General features: G+C 67.7%; 19 protein-coding genes. All 19 read right to left on the bottom strand.

The window, feature by feature from the left end; all coding sequences use genetic code 11:
• Positions 1 to 121: 121 nt before the first annotated feature.
• On the bottom strand, positions 122 to 1114 hold the full coding sequence (locus SOM47_RS17435) for a chemotaxis protein CheW (RefSeq protein ID WP_320506271.1): 993 nt from the start codon (positions 1112 to 1114) through the stop codon (positions 122 to 124).
• Positions 1111 to 1893, bottom strand: coding sequence for a ParA family protein (locus SOM47_RS17430; RefSeq protein WP_101099698.1), 783 nt, complete (start codon positions 1891 to 1893; stop codon positions 1111 to 1113). The genes SOM47_RS17435 and SOM47_RS17430 overlap by 4 nt, the downstream gene beginning before the upstream one ends.
• Before the next feature lie 4 nt (positions 1894 to 1897).
• The gene (motD, locus tag SOM47_RS17425; protein ID WP_320506270.1) at positions 1898 to 2893 is read right to left on the bottom strand and encodes a flagellar motor protein MotD; all 996 of its coding nucleotides are present in this window, start codon (positions 2891 to 2893) and stop codon (positions 1898 to 1900) included.
• Position 2894: 1 nt separating this feature from the next.
• The gene (locus tag SOM47_RS17420) at positions 2895 to 3635 is read right to left on the bottom strand and encodes a flagellar motor protein (protein WP_042613862.1); all 741 of its coding nucleotides are present in this window, start codon (positions 3633 to 3635) and stop codon (positions 2895 to 2897) included.
• A 76-nt stretch (positions 3636 to 3711) separates the two neighbouring features.
• Positions 3712 to 5556, bottom strand: a complete 1845-nt coding sequence (locus tag SOM47_RS17415; RefSeq protein WP_320506269.1) for a chemotaxis protein CheA — start codon at positions 5554 to 5556, stop codon at positions 3712 to 3714.
• Positions 5557 to 5558: 2 nt separating this feature from the next.
• Positions 5559 to 6197 (bottom strand): protein phosphatase CheZ, encoded by a 639-nt coding sequence (locus tag SOM47_RS17410; protein WP_192083438.1) that lies wholly within the window; start codon positions 6195 to 6197, stop codon positions 5559 to 5561.
• Positions 6197 to 6589, bottom strand: a complete 393-nt coding sequence (gene cheY / locus SOM47_RS17405; protein ID WP_042613865.1) for a chemotaxis response regulator CheY — start codon at positions 6587 to 6589, stop codon at positions 6197 to 6199. The genes SOM47_RS17410 and cheY overlap by 1 nt, the downstream gene beginning before the upstream one ends.
• 21 nt (positions 6590 to 6610) lie before the next feature.
• On the bottom strand, positions 6611 to 7354 hold the full coding sequence (locus tag SOM47_RS17400; RefSeq protein ID WP_042613866.1) for an RNA polymerase sigma factor FliA: 744 nt from the start codon (positions 7352 to 7354) through the stop codon (positions 6611 to 6613).
• Positions 7351 to 8238, bottom strand: a complete 888-nt coding sequence (locus SOM47_RS17395; protein ID WP_042613867.1) for a MinD/ParA family ATP-binding protein — start codon at positions 8236 to 8238, stop codon at positions 7351 to 7353. Before SOM47_RS17395 ends, SOM47_RS17400 begins: the two co-directional genes overlap by 4 nt.
• Positions 8225 to 10045: a flagellar biosynthesis GTPase FlhF gene (gene flhF, locus SOM47_RS17390; RefSeq protein ID WP_320506268.1), complete on the bottom strand. Its 1821-nt coding sequence runs from the start codon at positions 10043 to 10045 to the stop codon at positions 8225 to 8227. Before flhF ends, SOM47_RS17395 begins: the two co-directional genes overlap by 14 nt.
• A gap of 149 nt (positions 10046 to 10194) precedes the next feature.
• Entirely contained in the window at positions 10195 to 12297 is a 2103-nt protein-coding gene (flhA, locus tag SOM47_RS17385) for a flagellar biosynthesis protein FlhA (RefSeq protein WP_320506267.1), read from the bottom strand.
• Positions 12294 to 13439 (bottom strand): flagellar biosynthesis protein FlhB, encoded by a 1146-nt coding sequence (gene flhB, locus SOM47_RS17380; RefSeq protein WP_320506266.1) that lies wholly within the window; start codon positions 13437 to 13439, stop codon positions 12294 to 12296. The genes flhA and flhB overlap by 4 nt, the downstream gene beginning before the upstream one ends.
• Positions 13440 to 13499: 60 nt before the next feature.
• Positions 13500 to 14291, bottom strand: a complete 792-nt coding sequence (gene fliR, locus SOM47_RS17375) for a flagellar biosynthetic protein FliR (RefSeq protein ID WP_320506265.1) — start codon at positions 14289 to 14291, stop codon at positions 13500 to 13502.
• Positions 14292 to 14301: 10 nt separating this feature from the next.
• A complete protein-coding gene (locus SOM47_RS17370; protein ID WP_042615527.1) occupies positions 14302 to 14571 on the bottom strand; it encodes a flagellar biosynthetic protein FliQ in 270 nt (89 codons plus the stop codon).
• 58 nt (positions 14572 to 14629) lie between these two features.
• On the bottom strand, positions 14630 to 15349 hold the full coding sequence (gene fliP / locus SOM47_RS17365) for a flagellar type III secretion system pore protein FliP (protein WP_235306102.1): 720 nt from the start codon (positions 15347 to 15349) through the stop codon (positions 14630 to 14632).
• 79 nt (positions 15350 to 15428) lie between these two features.
• Entirely contained in the window at positions 15429 to 15839 is a 411-nt protein-coding gene (gene fliO, locus SOM47_RS17360) for a flagellar biosynthetic protein FliO (protein ID WP_320506279.1), read from the bottom strand.
• 2 nt (positions 15840 to 15841) lie between these two features.
• Positions 15842 to 16177 (bottom strand): flagellar motor switch protein FliN, encoded by a 336-nt coding sequence (fliN, locus tag SOM47_RS17355; RefSeq protein WP_042615526.1) that lies wholly within the window; start codon positions 16175 to 16177, stop codon positions 15842 to 15844.
• The gene (fliM, locus tag SOM47_RS17350) at positions 16174 to 17181 is read right to left on the bottom strand and encodes a flagellar motor switch protein FliM (RefSeq protein WP_042615525.1); all 1008 of its coding nucleotides are present in this window, start codon (positions 17179 to 17181) and stop codon (positions 16174 to 16176) included. Before fliM ends, fliN begins: the two co-directional genes overlap by 4 nt.
• A gap of 9 nt (positions 17182 to 17190) precedes the next feature.
• Entirely contained in the window at positions 17191 to 17712 is a 522-nt protein-coding gene (locus SOM47_RS17345; protein WP_042615524.1) for a flagellar basal body-associated FliL family protein, read from the bottom strand.
• Between the last annotated feature and the right edge of the window lie 477 nt (positions 17713 to 18189).

Raw genomic sequence — 18189 nt, 5'->3', positions numbered from 1 at the left:
TCGGCTCCTGCCTCACACAGTCCTGCCTGACCCCGCCTGCCCCCTCGCTGACAGTCCGCGCGTGGGGTGGGGAGCAAGAGCAAGAGCAGGAACGAGAGCGAGGGCGAATGCTGTCTTGCGGTCAGTTCAGCAGCTGGGTGGCGTCCAGGAGGATCATGGGTTGCTGGTGGAGGCGGGCTACGCCTCGGAAGATGTCGTTGCTGATGCGGCAGATGCGGGCGGTGTCGGGGGGTTCTATCTGGGAGTCGCTGAGGTTGGTGACGTCTTCCACGGCGCTCACGCGCAGGCCCATGATCTCGCCATTTTCTTCCAGCACCACGATGCGGGTAAGGGCGTCTTCGCCGGCGGGGGCGCCGCCGAGGTGGATGCCCAGGTCCATCACCGGGACCACCTGGCCGCGCAGGTTCATGATGCCGAGCATCGCCGGGGCGGTACCGCGCAGGGGCAGCAGCGGCACCGGCAGCACCACTTCCTGCACCTTCAGCAGTTCCAGTGCGTAGGCCTGGCTGCCGCAGCGCAGGCGCAGCCAGCGCGAGCTGCGCTCGGTGGCGCGTCGCTGCGGGGATGAGGCGTAACCGCTCTGCCGGGCCTGTTCCTGCAGTTCCTGCCAGGTGCTGGGCGGGTTTTCATTCGGCTGCGCCAGCGCGGGGGTCGCGCGGGCCACGGTGCGCGGCGGCAACGCGGGCGCCGCAGGCGCGGCGGGCGGGACCGGGGCGAGCAGGGCGGCGATGGGATCGGCTGCGGCAGCGAAGGCGGCTTCCAGCGAGGGGCTGTCGGCGTTGGTGAGCACCGCGCTGACGTCCTCGCCGGTTTCGTAGATCACTTCGTCCGGCAGGTCGTCCCAGGTCGGTTCCGGTTCCGCTCCAGCAGCAGGCAGCGGCGCGTCGGCGGCGGCATCAAAGGCGGCCTGCAGGCTGGCTTCGTCCATCAAGGCGGGGTCTTCGCTGCTGGCCGGCCCGGTTTCGTAGACCACCTCGTCGGGCAGGTCATCCCAGGTCGGCTCGCGTTCGGCGGGGGGCTCGGCTGCGGGGACCGCAACCGGCTCGGCGAGTGTCGTGGTGGCCTCGCCCAGCAGCTGTTCCAGGTAATCGTCCAGCACGGTTTCGTTGTTCATGCGGCCTGCTCCAGTGCGCGCGCATCGTCGGCCAGGATCCAGTCCAGGGCACGGCGGTAGGCGGCCAGGCCGCGGCCTGGATAGTCGTCCCCTTCCACCGGCGCCATCAGCGTAGCGGCGTTGCTCATCCGCGTGTCCACCGGAATCGCATCCTCCCAGACCCGCGTGCCATGGTTGTCCTGCATCTGTCGCAGGCTCTCGTTGCCGGCGCGGGTGCGGCGGTCGAACAGGGTCGGCAGGATGGACATCGGCAGCGGACGGCGACGCGAGCGTTCAACCATTTCACCGGTGCGGACCATGCCGTCCAGCCCGTGCAGCGCCAACGGTTCGGCCTGGGTGGGAATGATCAGGCGATCGGCCGCGGCCAGTGCGTTGATCATCAGCAGGCCGAGCGTGGGCGCGCAGTCGAGCAGGATGTAATCGTGACGCCCGGCGTGGCGTGCCAGCGCATTCTGCAGCGACAGTCCCAGTCCGGGCTGGTTGGCGCTGCGGCGTTCCAGCGTGGCCAGCGCCGACTGCGCGCAGACGTGATCCAGCCCGGGGATGCGGCTGGCGTGGCAAAGCGTGGCCAGTTCGGCTGGCGGTGCGGCGAACAGTTCCAGCACGCCGGCCGGCGGCGGATCCAGCGGGATGCCGAACGAGCGGGTCAGTGAAGCATGCGGGTCAAGATCGATCAGCAGCACACGGTGGCCCAGGGCGGCCAGTTGCCGGCCCAGCGCCAGGGTGGTGGTCGTCTTGCCGACGCCGCCCTTCTGGTTGGCGATTGCCCAGATGCGCATCGGTCTACTCCTTCATGGCGGGGGTGACGGCGGCGCCGATCGGGCTGCCGGCCGCTGCAGGCGCACGTGGCGCCTGCGGGGTGGGGGGTAAGGAAATCGGGGTGATCGGCGCGGGCGCAGCGCTGCCTGTGGAGGCGTTGAGCCGCTCGCTGATCGGGTCCACGCCGTGCGTGGTGTCGGCCAGTATGATCACCATCACCCGCCGGTTGCGGTTGCGCCCGACGGCGCTGGTGTTGTCATCGCGCGGGCGGAATTCGCCGTAGCCGACCATCGCCAGGCGGGCCGGCTGCAGGCCCTGGTCGGCGAACAGGTGCACCACGCTGGCGGCACGCGCGGCCGACAGTTCCCAGTTGGAAGGGAACTGCGCGGTGGCGATCGGCACGTTGTCGGTGTGGCCTTCCACGCGCACGCTGTTGGGCACGTCGCGCAGCACCCCGGCCAGCGTGGACAGGGTGTCACGCGCCTGCACGTCCAGCACCGAGGCACCGGTCGGGAACAGGATATCGCTGTTGATCTCCACCTCGATCCACAGCTCGGTACGGCGCACGGTGATCATGCCGCGGTCGATCAGCGGCGCCAGCGTGGCGGTGAGCCGGTCGGCGATCGCGTCGAGCTGGCGCTCGGCCTGCTTCAGCTGTTCCTGGTCACGGAAGGACACCGGTGAGCGCATCTGCGATGCCATCGCCGGCAGCAAGGAGGGATCGTTGGCCGGCGCAGGGGCTGAGGGACCGACGCGGCTGCCGGCGTTGATCACCGATGGCGCATCCCAGCCGCCGCCCTTGACCTGGTTGCTGCCGACCTGCACGGGGTTGAGGGTGCGCGGGGCCGAACCGAAGGCGGTGCTCAGCGCGGCGGCGACCACGCGGTACTTGCCTTCGTTGACCGATGAGATCGCATACATCACCACGAAGAAGGCAAGCAGCAGCGTCATCAGGTCGGCGTACGGAATCGCCCAGGCCTCATGGTTGGCATGCTCTTCGTGGTGCTTGCGGCGGGCCATGTCAGTGCAGGAATCCGCTCAGGTTGGATTCGATGTTGCGCGGGTTCTCGCCCAGCGCGATCGAGATCAGGCCTTCGATGGCCATTTCGCGGTCTCGGGTGGTGTGCGCGATCACGCTCTTGAGCTTGGCCGACACCGGCAGGAACAACAGGTTGGCCGAGGCGATGCCGTAGATGGTGGCGGTGAAGGCCGCGGCGATACCGTGGCCGAGCTTGCTCGGATCGGCCAGGTTCTTCATCACCGCGATCAGCCCCAGCACCGCGCCGATGATGCCCAGGGTCGGCGCATAGATGCCCATGGCCTCGAATACCTTGGAGGCGGCCAGGTCCTTGTGCTCCTGACTGCTGAGTTCGATCTCCAGCATGTGCCGGATGGTCTCCGGCTCGACCCCGTCCACCAGAAGCTGCAGCCCCTTGCGCAGGAACGGATCAGACTGCGCTTCGACCTGTGCCTCCAGGCCGAGCAGGCCCTGGCGGCGGGCGATGTTGCTCCATTCCACGATCTGGGTGATCAGTTGGCGGCGATCGCTCTGCGGCGGGCGGATCACCCAGCGCACGATGGTGAAGGCATGCTTGAACACCGCCGGGGCGGTATGCAGCAGGATCGATGCGAGGGTTCCCACGATCACGATCACGAACGCAGCCGGCGACCACAGCGACGCCAGGCCAGCGCCCTTGAGGATGCTGCCCCCGACCAGTGATGCCAAGGCGAGGAAGAGTCCTATGAGGCTGAGTCTGTCCATGGATCGGTTATCGGCCCGTAGCGGTGTGACTTGAGCTGGCGGCCGGCAGCGTGCCGACCGACGTCACAGTTTTTGATCAGTCGTGCGGGCTGCGAAGCCCGTCGACATCGAGGATCAGCGCCATCCGACCGTCGCCGATCAGGGTGGCGCCGGCATAGCCGCGCAGTCCGCGCAGCGCCTTCGGCAAGGGCTTGATGACCACTTCTTCGCGGCCGCGCACCTGGTCCACGACCAGCCCGAAGCGTGCTTCGCCCGCCTGCAGCACCACGATGGTCAGCAGATTGGACTGCATCGGCTCCACGTCCAGCCACTGGCGCAGGTCCACCAGGGCCAGGGTGTGCGAGCGACGGTCGAGCACCGCACGGCCATCGAACCAGCCCAGCGAGGTGGCCGGTGCATGCAGCACCTCCAGCACGCGGGCCAGCGGCAAGGCGTAGACATCCTCGCCGGCTTGCACCAGCAGGGTCGGCAGGATCGCCAGGGTGAGCGGTACGCGGATCATGAAGCGGCTGCCACGGCCCAGCTCGGACTGGATCTGGATCTGCCCACTCAGTTCGCGGATGCGCGACTGCACCACGTCCATGCCAACGCCGCGACCGGAAATGTCGGTGACCTGGGCCTTGGTGGAGAAGCCGGGGAGGAACACCAGGTGCAGGCATTCTTCGCTGCTCAGGCGGGCAGCGGCTTCAGGATCGATCAGACCCTTCTCGCGGGCCTTGGCGCGCAGCTTTTCCGGATCGATGCCGGCGCCGTCATCCTGTACTTCAATGCTGACATAGTCGCCTTCCTGCTGCGCTGAAAGCCGCACGTGGCCGCTGCGCGGCTTGCCCTGGGCTTCGCGCAGGTCCGGCATTTCCACGCCGTGGTCGATGGCATTGCGCACCAGGTGCACCAGCGGGTCGGCCAGTGCTTCCACCAGGTTCCGGTCCAGCTCGGTTTCCGCGCCGACCAGCTCCAGTTCGACTTCCTTGCTCAGCGAGCGGGCGACGTCGCGGGCGACCTTGGGGAAGCGTGAGAACACCTTGCCCACCGGCTGCATGCGGGTACGCATCACCGCCGACTGCAGCCGCGCGGTGGCGATGTCCAGGGTGGAGACGGCGCGGTCGAGTTCTTCATCACGCAGACGCGCGCGCAGCGTCTTGAGCCGGTTGCGTGAGAGCACCAGCTCGCCGATCAGGTTGACGATGGCGTCCAGCCGCTTGGTGTCCACGCGCACGGTCTGCTCGGCTTCGGCCAGCGGCTTGGCCGGCTTGGGCGGGGCGGCGGCACTGGCTGCCGGTGCACGGGCGGCGGGCGGGGCGGGCTTGGCGGGAACGGGCGCAGGAGTCACCGGAGAAACGGCCTGGGCGCCGGGCACGGCACCGCCGTGCAGCTGGTCGAGCAGGGCTTCGAACTCGTCTTCGCTGATCATCGCATCGGCGGCCTTGGGTGCCACCGCGGTCGGTGCGCCGCCACCATGCAGCTGGTCAAGCAGGGCTTCGAATTCGTCATCGCTGATCAGCGATGGATCGCCGCTTGCAGCCGCGGACGTGCTGGCCGGAGCCGCGCCGACATCGAACTGGGCGATCAGCTCCGGTGGCGCATGGCCGGGCTCTTCGCCGGCCGAAACCGAATCCAGCATCGCCTGCAGGTAGTCCAGCGACTGCTGGCCGGCATCGAAATGGTGCGGCTGCAGCGTGGCCTGGCCGGCACGCACCAGGCCGAGGGTTTCTTCCGCGGCGTGGCACAGTTCGACCATGGCGGTGATGCCAAGGAAGCCTGCGCCGCCTTTCAGCGTATGGTAACCGCGGAACACCGCATTGAGCTGCGGGCTGTCCTGCGGGTCCTGTTCCAGGGTGACCAGCTGCTCGCCGAGACGATCAAGGATTTCCTGCGCCTCGATGATGAAGTCGGCAGCGATGTCGTCGGCGATTCCACTCATCTTCAGAGCCCCAGGTCGGACAGCAGGTCGTCGGCATCGTGCTGGGACACCGCATGGCGGTCCACGCCGTGCACCGCAGGACCGGCCAGTGCCGGCTCATGACGGCCCTGCTGGCGCTGCGCCTGCAGTTCCGGCGGCAGGCCCAGTGCCCCGAAGCCTTCATGCACGCGGCGCACGATGCCGACCACGCGGCGGATGATCTGCCCGGTCAGGTCCTGGTAGCTCTGGGTCAGGGCGATCTCGGTCAGGTTGTGGCGGATGCGCTCCAGCGCCTGCTGCTGCTCCAGCAGCGGCAAGGCCTCTTCCCCCAGGCGTGCGGTGAGTGCACGGCATTCTTCAGTCAGGTCCAGGGTGCGGTGGGTGGCCTGTTCGGTCATCGTCACCACGTGATCCAGGCGGGCGCAGGCGTCGTCCAGCTCACCGGCATCGGTGGTGACGGTGGGCAGTTCGCCCAGTGCCTGGCCCAGCTCGCGCGCCAGCCGTGACAGGCCGGCCATCATGGGCTGGGTACGTGCGGCGGCGAGGGCATCGATCTGCACGCGCCAGCCGGTTTCATCGCCCGCTTCCAGCGCGGCAAGCGCTTCCTGCAGCCGCTGTACCAGCCAGGCCTTGTCCATCGCTGCATCCATGACAGCGGCCATCAGGCGCTCGCCGCCAGGCGTTCGAAGATCTTGCCGAGCTTTTCCTGCAGGGTCAGTGCAGTGAACGGCTTGATGATGTAACCGTTGACGCCGGCCTGGGCCGCTTCGATGATCTGTTCGCGCTTGGCTTCGGCGGTGACCATCAGCACCGGCAGGGTCTTCAGGCGTGCATCTGCCCGGATCGCCTTGAGCAGCTCGATACCGGTCATCACCGGCATGTTCCAGTCGGTCACCACGAAATCGAACGACTGGCTCTGCAGCATCGCCAGTGCGGCATGCCCATCTTCAGCTTCGGCGGTGTTGGTGAAGCCGAGGTCGCCGAGCAGGTTCTTGACGATGCGACGCATGGTCGAAAAGTCGTCGACGATCAGGATGCGCATGTTCTTGTTCAAAGCTTGATTCCTCTTGGGTACTTACGCTTCCAGGCCCGCGTCAACGGCCTCGAAGGTTTTCAGTCGGCCACGCAGGCGCAATACCGCCTGGCCATGGATCTGGCAGACCCGCGACTCGCTCACGCCGAGCACTGCGCCGATCTCTTTAAGGTTGAGTTCCTGTTCGTAATACAGCGACAGCACCAGCTGCTCACGCTCGGGCAGGTGGCCGATGGCCTTGCCCAGTTCGCTTCCGAACTGGCTGCGTTCTAGTACCTGCTGCGGGGTCGGACCGCCCTGGGCAATGGTGTCCAGCTCGCCCTGGTCCTCGATCCGTGACTCCAGGCTCAGCACCTGGCCGCGCGAGGCATCTTCCATCAGCCGAAGGTAGTCCGGCAGCGGGATGTCCATCGCCGCAGCAACTTCGGTGGCTGATGCAGCGCGGCCGCTGGCCTGTTCCAGCCGGCGGATGGTCGCGGCGGCGTCACGCGCACGGCGATGCACCGATCGCGGTACCCAGTCACCACGGCGGATTTCGTCGATCATCGAGCCGCGGATGCGGATCGAGGCATAGGTTTCGAACGATGCGCCCTGGTCGGCATCATAGCTGCGCGAGGCTTCGATCAGCCCCATCATGCCGGCCTGGATCAGGTCATCGACCTCCACGCTGGCCGGCAGCCGGGCGGCCAGGTGATGGGCGATGCGCCGCACCAGGTCCGAATGCTGGTTGATGCATTCGGTGGCCGCGGTGCGCTGTACTTCGCGGTACTGCGCTGCGCCTTTCATGCCACCACCCCGCGCTGCTTGAGGATGCGTTCTAGGAAGAACTCCACGCCGCCGCGCGGCTCGGTGGGCGCCTGCCAGCGTGCGGTACGGCGGGCGATCTCGTTGATCGCCAGCGCCGAGGGGCTGGACGGGTAGGCTTTCACCACCGGCTGCTGGCGCTGCACCGAAAGGCGCAGCCAGTCGTCCTGCGGCACGCAGCCGAGGTAGTTCAGCGAAACATCGGCGAGGAACTTTTCGCAGACCCGGCTCAGCTTTTCGTACAGCACGCGGCCTTCGTTGGAGTCGCGCACCATGTTGGCCACCACCTGGATCCGGTCCACGCCGCGTTCGCGCGACAACACCTTGATCAGGGCGTAGGCATCGGTGATCGACGCCGGCTCGTCACAGACCACCACCACGGTGTCCTGGGCAGCCTGGCAGAACGTCAGCACGCCATCGGTGATGCCGGCGGCGGTGTCTACCACCATGACATCCAGGTCGCGCTCCAGTTCGGAGAACACATTGACCAGGCCGACATGTTCGGCCGGGGCCAGTTCGGCCATGTGCCGGCGACCGGACGCGGCCGGTACCACCAGCACGCCGTTGGGGCCTTCGATGATCACCTCTTCCAGCGTGCAGCGCCCGGCGATCAGGTCGGCCAGGGTGAACTCCGGCTTCAGGCCCAGGATCACGTCGATGTTGGCCAGGCCCAGGTCGGCGTCCAGCAGCAGCGTGCGTTTGCCCATGCCCGCGAGCGCCACGGCCATGTTGGCCGAAACGTTCGTTTTGCCCACGCCGCCCTTGCCGCCGGTGACGGCGATGGTGCGGACCGGGCCCAGCGGCTGGCTGCGGGTGGCCGACAACGGAAAGGCGGTGGTCAGCTTGGCGTATTCACGCGACGGCATGGTTCAACTCCGGGTTGCAGGGCATATCGGCCGCGCGGCGCAAATCTTCAAGGCGAAGTACAAGATTGGCTGCACTGGCCCGGTGCAGGTCTTCGGGAACGTCCTGGCCGTCGGTCACCCAGGTGATCGGCAGGCGGTGGTCGACGGCCACCGACAGCGCGGTGCCGAAGCGGCCGGTTTCATCCAGCTTGCTCAGCACCACGCCCTGCAGGTTGGCGGCACTGAAGCGGCGCACCACTTCGTCCATGTCGCCGAAACTGGTGTTGGCCGGCAGCACCAGCAGGGTGCTGACCTGGGGGGCGGCGCGCAGCCACTGCAGCTGCGAGGCCAGGGTGCGGTCGCGCGGGCCGACGCCGGCGGTATCGATCAGCACCAGCTTGTAGTCCTTCAAGCGCTCAAGCAGCTGGTCCAGGTCGGTGCCGCTGTTGGCTTCGTGCACGGCGATTCCGAGCTGGCGGCCGAAGCCGTACAGCTGCTCGCGGGCGCCGATGCGGGCGGTATCGGTGGTGACCAGCGCGACGTCGCGCGGGGCGTGGGCTTCTGCAAAGCGCGAGGCCAGCTTGGCGATGGTGGTGGTCTTGCCGGCGCCGGTGGGGCCGACCAGCGCGATCACGCCGCCGGCTTCCAGCGGGTCGACCGGGGAAATCGGCAGCTTGCGCGACAGCAGGCCCAGCATCAGGCCGCGGCCGCGGTGGGCTTCGGTATCCAGCGGGATCTGCAGCACCACGTCGCGGGCGATCCCGGCGTCGAAGCCGTATTCGTCCATCAGGTCCAGCGCGGTGGCACGCACCGGGTTGCCGCGCAGGCGTTCATCGGTGAAGCGGTGCATCTCGCGTTCGATGACCTGGCGCATGCCGGCCACTTCATTGCGCAGGTGGCGCATCTCTTCGTCGTCGCGGGCGATGACGGTGAGAGTAGGCGGCGCAACCACCGGCGGCGCCGGCGGCACGATTTCGGCCAACTGGAGGGCGGGAACGGATGCGGATTCCGCTGAGCGGGGCTCGGCGCTGACGGCCAGGGGTAGCGCCGACCCCTGGTCGGCGAGCGAAGCGGGCCGTGGACGGGTAGATTCCGCCGAGCATGGCTCGGCGCTACCGGCCTCGGTCAGCTCCGGCACCTGTGCGGCGAAGGCCATCGGCAGCGGCGGCGGCAGCACCGCCGGTGCGCGCAGAACCGGCGCCGGAACGCGCGGTTCAACGGCTACTGCCGGCACTGCGACATCGAAGGTTTCGTCCTCCACCCAGGCGCGCGGCAGCGCAGCGGCAGGGCGGCTGGGCGATACCCGCGGCGCGTCGGCCGGCGGCTGCACGAAGGGGGCGAAGATCTGCTCGGGCAGCGACGGTTCGTTGACGGCGGGCGGCGACGGGAATCGGGCGAGGCCACCGGCGGCACGCGCCAGGGTGGCAGCGAAGCCTTCGCTGCCACGACGCGGCACGCCTTCATCAGCGCTGTTGAGGGTGCGGCCGGTGGCGCCGACCGCAGCACGCGCCAGCGCGGCGACGGCCGAGGTGGTGGCCGCAACCGGCTCGACGTCCTGTTCCGGGGTGCGGCGGCGGGTCATCGCCGCAATCATCGCGTCGGCCGCGGTGCGCGGGCGGGGTGCCGGCGCAGGTGCCGGTGCGCTGTCCTTGCGTGCGGTTTCCAGTGCACGCTGCACCACGCTTTCGTCGTAGTGCGCGGCGGCCACGATTTCCACGCCTTCTTCGATCCGCCGGTTGGACAGGATCACCGCATCGGGGCCGTGTTCCTTGCGTACCAGGTTCATGGCCGAGCGCATGTCGGCGGCGACGAATCGTTTGATTTTCATGCTGGGGTACCGGGACGGATTCGTTTCAGGGGCAGGGGATCGCGGGTGGTCGGTGGTCAGCACGGTGCGGGGTCCCCTTCGGTAATGGGTGGTTCAAGACGTTGCAATGGCGCTGCTGCCGGCTTTCCGCCACCGGGTGGAACCGCGTCTCAGCTGATGGTGCCTACCAGCTTCAAGCGCTTGTCCTCCGGGACTTCGCTGTAGGCCAGCACCGACAGCGCAGGAACACTGTGGCGGACCAGTCGTGCCAACGCGGCACGGACCGGGCCGGGTACCAGCACCACGGCGGGCTCGCTGCGGGCTTCCTGCTTGCTGACACAGTCGGCAAGGCTCTGGTGCAGCCGTTCGGCGAGTCCGGGTTCCAGCGCAGCGCCGTTGCCCTGCGTGGACTCCTGCAAGACGCGTTCCAATTGTGGGTTGAGGGTGAACACCGGCAGCTCGGCGGACATCCCGGCGATCTCCTGCACGATGAAACGGCCCAGCGTGTTGCGTACCGCCGCGGTGAGCGCGGCCGGGTCCTGGCTGGACGGCGCCGTCTCCACCAGCGCTTCGGCGATCTTGCGCAGCTGGCGCACCGGGATGCGTTCGACCAGCAGGTTCTGCAGCACGCGCACCACGATCGACAGCGGCAGCGCCTTGGGGGTCAGGTCTTCCACCAGTTTGGGTGCGCTCTTGGCCAGGTTGGCCAGCAGCTGCTGTACTTCTTCGTGTCCCAGCAGTTCCGGGGCGTGTTCGCGGATCAGGTGCGAAAGATGGGTGGCGACCACGGTGGCCGGATCGACCACGGTGTAGCCCATCGTTTCAGCGTGGGCGCGTTGGTGTGGCTGGATCCAGGTGGCATCCAGCCCGAAGGCGGGATCCTTGCCGGCGATGCCGTCCAACTGGCCCAGCGCGCTGCCCGGATCCAGCGCAAGCTCTCGGTCCGGATGGATTTCGGCGGTGGCCACCGGCACGCCGTGGATCAGCAGCCGGTAAGCGGTGGCGGGCAGTTCCAGGTTGTCGCGGATGTGTACGGAAGGAATCAGGAAGCCGATGTCCTGGGTCAGCTTGCGGCGCACGCCCTTGATGCGCGCCATCAGTTCACCCCCTTGGGCGGCATCCACCAGCGGGATCAACCGGTAGCCGACTTCCAGTCCCAGCGGATCGACCGGGCGCAGCTCGTCCCAGGTCAGTTCGGCCGTCGGTGCCGGGGCCGCCGGACGACCGAGCGCATCCATCGGCGGGGCAGCCGATGCAGTGGTCGCCGGGTCCAGCGCCGCCTGGCTTTTCTTCCAGGCTTTCCAGGCCAGGAAGCCGAGGATCGCGGCCAGCGTCAGGAAGGCGACGTTGGGCATGCCCGGCACCAGGCCGACCACGCCGATGATGCCGGCGGTGATCGCCAGCGCGCGGTACTGGCCGAACACCTGGCCCATCATGGCCTGGCTCATGTCCTGCGAGCGCGAGGCGCGGGTGACCAGCATCGCCACCGCGCTGGACACCAGCAGGGCCGGCAGCTGCGCCACCAGGCCGTCACCGATGGACAGCAGGGTGTAGGTGGCGGCGGCATCGCCGAAGGCCATGCTGTGCTGGAGCATGCCCACGGCCAGGCCGCCGATCAGGTTGATGAAGAGGATCAGGATGCCGGCGATCGCATCGCCGCGGATGAACTTGCTGGCACCGTCCATCGCGCCGTAGAAGTCCGCTTCCTCGCGCACTTCCTCGCGGCGCAGCTTGGCTTCCTCGCGCGTCAACAATCCGGCATTGAGGTCGGCATCGATGGCCATCTGCTTGCCGGGCATCGCATCGAGGATGAAGCGCGCGGTCACTTCGGATACGCGTCCGGCACCCTTGGTGATCACCACGAAATTGATGATGGTCAGGATCGCGAACACCACGATGCCCACCGCGTAGTTGCCGCCGATGACGAACTCACCGAAGGCGGCGATCACCTTGCCGGCGGCTTCGTGGCCGTTCTGGCCGTTGAGCAGGATCACCCGGGTGGAGGCCACGTTCAGCGCCAGCCGCAGCATGGTGGTGACCAGCAGCACGATCGGGAAGATGGTGAAGTCCAGCGGCCGCTTCACGTACACCACCGCCAGCAGCACCATCATCGAAATGGCGATGTTGAAGGTGAACAGCGCATCCAGCACCGGCGCGGCCAGGGGCACCACCACCATCGCCAGCAGGGCCATGACGATCAACGGCGCGCCAAGGCCCTGGCGGATCATCGCCAGCACGCTGCGGGTGTTGAGGCCGCCGGCCTGCGCGCTCATCGGCCCGCTCCGTCAAGCGGCGTGCCGGGCGGATGTTCGGCCACGTCCACGTAGGGCTGGGCCGGCATCGGGCCGCCGCGCCAGTTGCGCAGCTGGTAGACATAGGACAGCACCTGGGCAACGGCCGAATACAGTCTCACGGGGATTTCCTTTCCGAGTTCCCCTTCCCTATACAAGGCGCGTGCCAACGGCGGCGCGGAGACGATGGCCACCTTGTTGCCTTCGGCGATCTTGCGGATATGCAGGGCGGTTTCATCCACGCCCAGGGCCACCACGGTGGGCGCGCCCATCTTGCCGCCTTCGTACTTCAATGCCACCGCGTAGTGGGTCGGGTTGACCAGCACCACGTCGGCGGTGGGCACCGCTTCCATCATCCGGCGGTTGGCCATCTGGTGCTGCATCTGGCGGATGCGTCCCTTCACTTCCGGGCTGCCTTCGCTCTCCTTCATTTCCCGGCGCAGCTCTTCGCGGGTCATCTTCAGCTTGCGCATCCAGTTCCAGCGCTGGTACGGCGCGTCGATGGCCGCCAGCAGCAGCATCGCCACCGCCGTGCCCAGCAGCAGCTTCAGGGTGAAGCCCAGGCCGCGCACGATGGCGCTCTCCAGCGGCAGGTGCAGCAGGCCGCGCAACAGGTCCATGCCGCCCCACATCACGATGCCGGCGCCCACGCCGACGAAGGCCACGCGCAGCAGCGACTTGGTGAACTCGGCGATGGCTTCCGGGCCGTACAGCCGCTTGAGGCCGGAGGCCGGGTTCAACCGGGTGAAGTCCGGCATCATCGCCTTGGCCGACCAGCGCAGGCCGCCCATCACCACCGGGGCGAGGAAGCTGGCCAGCACGCAGACGATCAACAGCGGGGCGGTCACCAGCAGCAGCCGCAGGAACAGGTCGCCGACATGCCCGAACAGCTCCATCGGGTGCTGGCGCAGGGCCAGGTCCGGCTTCAGCGCCTGCTTCATCCAGTCGATGGCGCCGGCCGCCAGGCTGCCGCCGGTAGCCATCACCGCCAGCACGCCGCCACCGAACACCGCAGCGGTGGCCAGCTCGCGCGAGCGCGGCGTGTTGCCTTGTTCGCGGGCCTCGCGCAGGCGTTTTTCTGTTGGTTGTTCGGTCTTTTCGCCGCCGTCTTCGTTCTCGGACATCGCGCGCAGGTCTCAGGGGATCACCGCCTGGCTGCAAGATCCATGCCTGCAGGCCGCGACTCAGCGCACCACCGCGCCGGCTGCCTCGAAGGCGGCATCGAACAGGCGCTGCACCGGCGGGCCCATTTCGCCGGCCAATACCGCCAGCAGCGCCAGCCCCAGCAGCAGCGACACCGGCAGGCCGAGCTGGATCGGGTTGAGCGCGGGTGCGGCACGGGCCAGTGCACCGAAGGCCAGGTTCACCGCCAGCATCGCCACGATCAACGGCAGCGCCAATCCCACGCCGCCGCGCAGCACGGTCAGCAGGAAGGTAGGCGCGATGCCGACCAGCGCGGCAGGATCGGGCAGGGTGGTGCCGATGGGCAGCGCGCGATAGCTGTCCACCAGCAGCGAAATCAGTGCCAGGTGGCCATTGGCGGTGAAGAACAGCAGGCCGAACATCAGGTAGAACCACTGCCCGATCACGCCCGAGCTGCCGCCGCGCATGGGGTCGGCCATCTGCGCGAAAGACAGTCCGGTGCCTTGGGCAATGAGCTCGCCGGCCAGCGCACCGGCCTCGAACACCAGCCGCAGCATGAAGCCGATGGTGATGCCGATGACCAGCTCGCGGAAGATGGTCAGCACGGTGGCGGCATCGAAGCCGACCCAGTTGGGGACCGGCGGTAGGATCGGCGCCAGTGCGATCGCCAGCGTGGCCGACAGCAGCAGCTTGATCCGTGACGGCACCGCGCGCGTGCCGATCAACGGCATCGCCATGATCATCGCGCCGAGCCGCAGCAGGGTCCACAGCGTGTCGCCGATCATCCCGAACGCCTGCAGGCCGTCCGATGCCATCTGGGTAGCCGGATCCATCGCCGCGTGCCTAGCCGATCAGGTGCGGGATGCGCTGGAACAGCAGGATGGTGAACTCCACCATGTGCCCCAGCAACAGGCTGCCCAGCGCGAACAGCACCGCGGTCAGCGCGGCCGCCTTGGCCACGAAGGCGATGGTGGGTTCATTGAGCTGGGTGGCGGCCTGCACCACGCCGACCACCACGCCGACCACCAGCACGGTCAACAGCAGCGGGCCGGCTACCCACAAGGTGGCGATCAGGCCGCCACGCAGTTCGGTCAAGGCAAGTTCGGGAGACATCGCGGTTCCGTTGTGTGACGTTCTATGTAGCCTCGAGCTTGCTCGAGGGCTTTCTGCTTCAGGCAGGATTGAAGCTGGCCGCCAGCGTGCCGACGGTCAGCACCCAGCCGTCCACCAGCACGAACAGCAGGATCTTGAACGGGGCCGACACCAGCATCGGCGACAGCATCATCATGCCCATCGACATCAGTACGCTGGCTACGACCAGGTCGATGATCACGAATGGGATGAAGATCAGGAAGCCGATCTCGAAGGCGGTCTTCAGCTCGCTGGTGACGAACGAAGCGACCAGCACCGGGAACGGGACGGCATCCGGACTGGCGTAGGTGCCATGCCCGGCGATGCCGGCGAAGGTCATCAGGTCGGTCTCGCGGATCTGCGCCAGCATGAAGCCACGCAGGGGCTGTGTTGTCAGTGTCCAGGCGGTCTGGAAGTCGATCTGGCCATCCAGGTAGGGCGCCATGCCGGCGCTCCATGCCTTGTCCCAGGTGGGCAGCATGATCATCGCGGTGAGGAACAGCGCCAGCCCCAGCAGCACCTGGTTGGACGGCGTCTGGCCGGTGCCCAGCGCCTGTCGCAGCAGGGCCAGCACCACGATGATGCGGGTGAAGGCGGTCAGCACCAGCAGCATCGACGGGATCAGGGTGATCGCGGTCATCAGCAGCAGGGTCTGCAGCGGCAGGCTGACCGGCTGGCCACCGATGCGGCCGACGTTGACATCCGGCAGCGGGGTGCCCGGCGCGCCCGGCGCGGCGAACGCCAGTGCCGGCAGCAGCATCAACAGCAGGGTCAGCCAGGGCAGCCAATGGGCGGTGGCCGGCTTCGGCATGGCGGGCGTCTTGGACATCAGGCGCATCTCAGGAATCCTTGCGCAGCCGCTGCTGCAGCAGCTGGGCGAAATTGGGCAGGTTCTTCAGGTCGGGCACGCGCATCGGCGTCGGCGGTGGCAGCGGCTCGGCCAGCGTTTCCAGCTTGCTGATGCCGCCGGCGGTGACGCCGAGCAGCATCTGTTCGCCGTTGACTTCCAGCACCACCACGCGCTCCTTGGCACCGACGGCGATGCTGGCGACCAGCTTCAGCCCTTCGGCCTGGCGGAAGCTGCTGCCGGGCATGCGCTTGAGCAACCAGCCCAGGCCGACCACCAACGCCAGCACCAGCAGCAGCGCCAGCACCGCGCCGAACAGGCCCGGGGTGGACGGTGCATGCTGGCCGATCACCGGGGCGGCGGCCTTGCTGGCGGCCTGGCCGGTGGCGATGAGCAGGGACAGGCTCAACGCAGTCTCCGGATCCGTTCGCTGGGGCTGACCACGTCGGTCAGGCGCACGCCGAAGCGATCGTTGATTACCACCACTTCGCCATGCGCGATCAGGGTGCCGTTGACGAACACATCCAGCGATTCGCCCGCGCCGCGCTCCAGTTCCACCACCGAGCCCTGGTTGAGCTGCAGCAGGTTGCGGATCGGCAGGCGGGCGCGGCCGACTTCCAGCGACAACGTCACCGGCACGTCCAGGATCACGTCCAGGTTGAGGTCGGCACCGGTCGCCTCTTCGGCCTGCAGGGCTTCGAACTGGGCGGCGATGGCTTCTTGGCGCTCGGTTTCATTCATTTCGGTTCTTCCTGGATGACCGGGACGCGTGGACGCGTGCCCGGCGGATGGGTTGCGGTGATCTTCACGGCGTTCATGCCGTTGGCCACGCCGAAGGTGCCGGTGAACACCGGGATCTCTTCGACGCAGATCGGCACGTGCTGCGGCAGCTCGATCGGGATGATGTCGCCGACCTTCATGCGGGTCAGCTCGCGCAGGCTCATGCGCTTGGTGGCCAGCACGCTGGAAAGCGTGACTTCGGCCACGTTGAGCTGTTCGCGCAGGGTCTGGCCCCAGCTTTCGTCACGGTCGTTGCGGTCGCTCTGGATGCCGGCATCGAGCAGCTCGCGGATCGGCTCGAGCATCGAGTAGGGCAGGGTGACGTGGATGTCACCGCCACCGCCATCGAGTTCTACATGCAGCCTGCACACCACCACGTACTCGCGCGGGGTGACGATGTTGGCGAAGTGCGGGTTGATCTCCGAGTTGATGTACTCGAACTCCACATCCATCACCGGTGCCCACGCTTCGCGCAGGTCGGCGAAGGTCTGTTTCAGCAGCAGGTGGATCACGCGCATTTCGGTGGCGGTGAACTCGCGGCCTTCGATGCGGGTCGGGTAACGTCCGTCGCCGCCGAAGAAGTTGTCGACGATGGCGAACACCAGGGTGGGTTCGAACACGATCAGCCCGGTGCCGCGCAGCGGCTTGAAGCGGATCAGGTTGAGGTTGGTCGGCACGTACAGCGTGTGCATGTAATCGTTGAACTTGACCAGTTCGATGCCGCGCACCGAGAGCTCGGCCGAGCGCCGGATCAGGTTGAACAGGCCGATCCGCCACAGGCGGGCGAAGCGCTCGTGGACCATTTCCAGGGTCGGCATGCGACCGCGGATGATGCGGTCCTGGCTGGCGAAGTCGTAGTTGCGGGCTTCGCCCGGAACCGCGCCGTCGTCGTCGGTCTCCACCGCGCCGCTGTCCACGCCATGCAGCAGGGCATCGATTTCATCCTGTGACAGCAAGTCGTTCATCAGGCGCCCTTACTGGGTCACGAAACTGGTGAACAGCAGGTCGTCGGCGCACTTCTTGCCGGTCTCGGCCAGCAGCACCTTCTGTACTTCGGCCAGCGAGGCGGCCTGCAGCTTTTCCTTGCCGGCGCGGTCGGCGATCTGGTCCGGGGTGACCTGCGAGAACAGCATCAGCAGGCGCGCGCGCAGAGCGGGGGAATGGGTCTTGATCGATTCCAGCGCGGCGCTGTCGCGGGTCATCAGCTGCACTTCCACCTGCAGGTAGCGCGGGCCGTCGACCGGGCCGTTGAGGTTGACCACGAACGGCGGTTCCAGGCCGAAGTACTGGGCCGGCGCCGGCGGCGTCTTCGGCTTGGCCTGCGTGGCGGGGCTGCCGTCGGCGGCATGCGGGGCCTGGGTGAAGTACCACACGCCGCCGCCAGCGGCGGCAGCGGCGACGACCGCGATCAGGGCGATCACGAGCACGGGACGGCGCGAGGGAGCGGCCTTGTCCTTGTCGGTGGATTTCTTGGTTTTATCTGCGGCTGCGGCCACGTGTGGAGCTCCTGGAGGTTGCCTCCGGGCACATGCAAGTGGCGTGCCGCGATGGTTGGCGGCGAGCGGCTGGGCCCCTCGTGGTGGGGCGCGTTTTTGTTGCTTTTCTAGGTTGGGCGGGGCGGGAGGGGGTTGGCGGGGGACGCCGTGAATCCGTCCGTGGAGGCTCGGCGCCGCATCCATGCGGCTTTAACGCCCCCTCCAGCCCCCTCCCGCCCCGCCCCGACAGTCCGCGCGCGCGTCCCGCCACGTAAAAATAAAGAATAGAGGCAGGGGTCAGAGTCCTTTCGCTATGCGAAAGGACTCTGACCCCGTCCGGCGCTCCTGCTTCTGCTCTTCTTTTTTTCTTTTCCGTGGCGGGCGCACGCAAGATGTGACAGGGCCGGGTGGTGGGGCTGGGCGGGGGCGTTGAGCGCCATGGATGGCGCGAAACGAGGCCCGCAGGAGCGGCTCTTGCCGTCCCCCGACCAGCCCCAC

The sequence above is a fragment of the Stenotrophomonas sp. CFBP8980 genome (assembly GCF_034046095.1).
Taxonomy (GTDB): Bacteria; Pseudomonadota; Gammaproteobacteria; order Xanthomonadales; family Xanthomonadaceae; genus Stenotrophomonas; species Stenotrophomonas lacuserhaii.
This window is presented reverse-complemented; position numbering and strand designations above follow the sequence as displayed.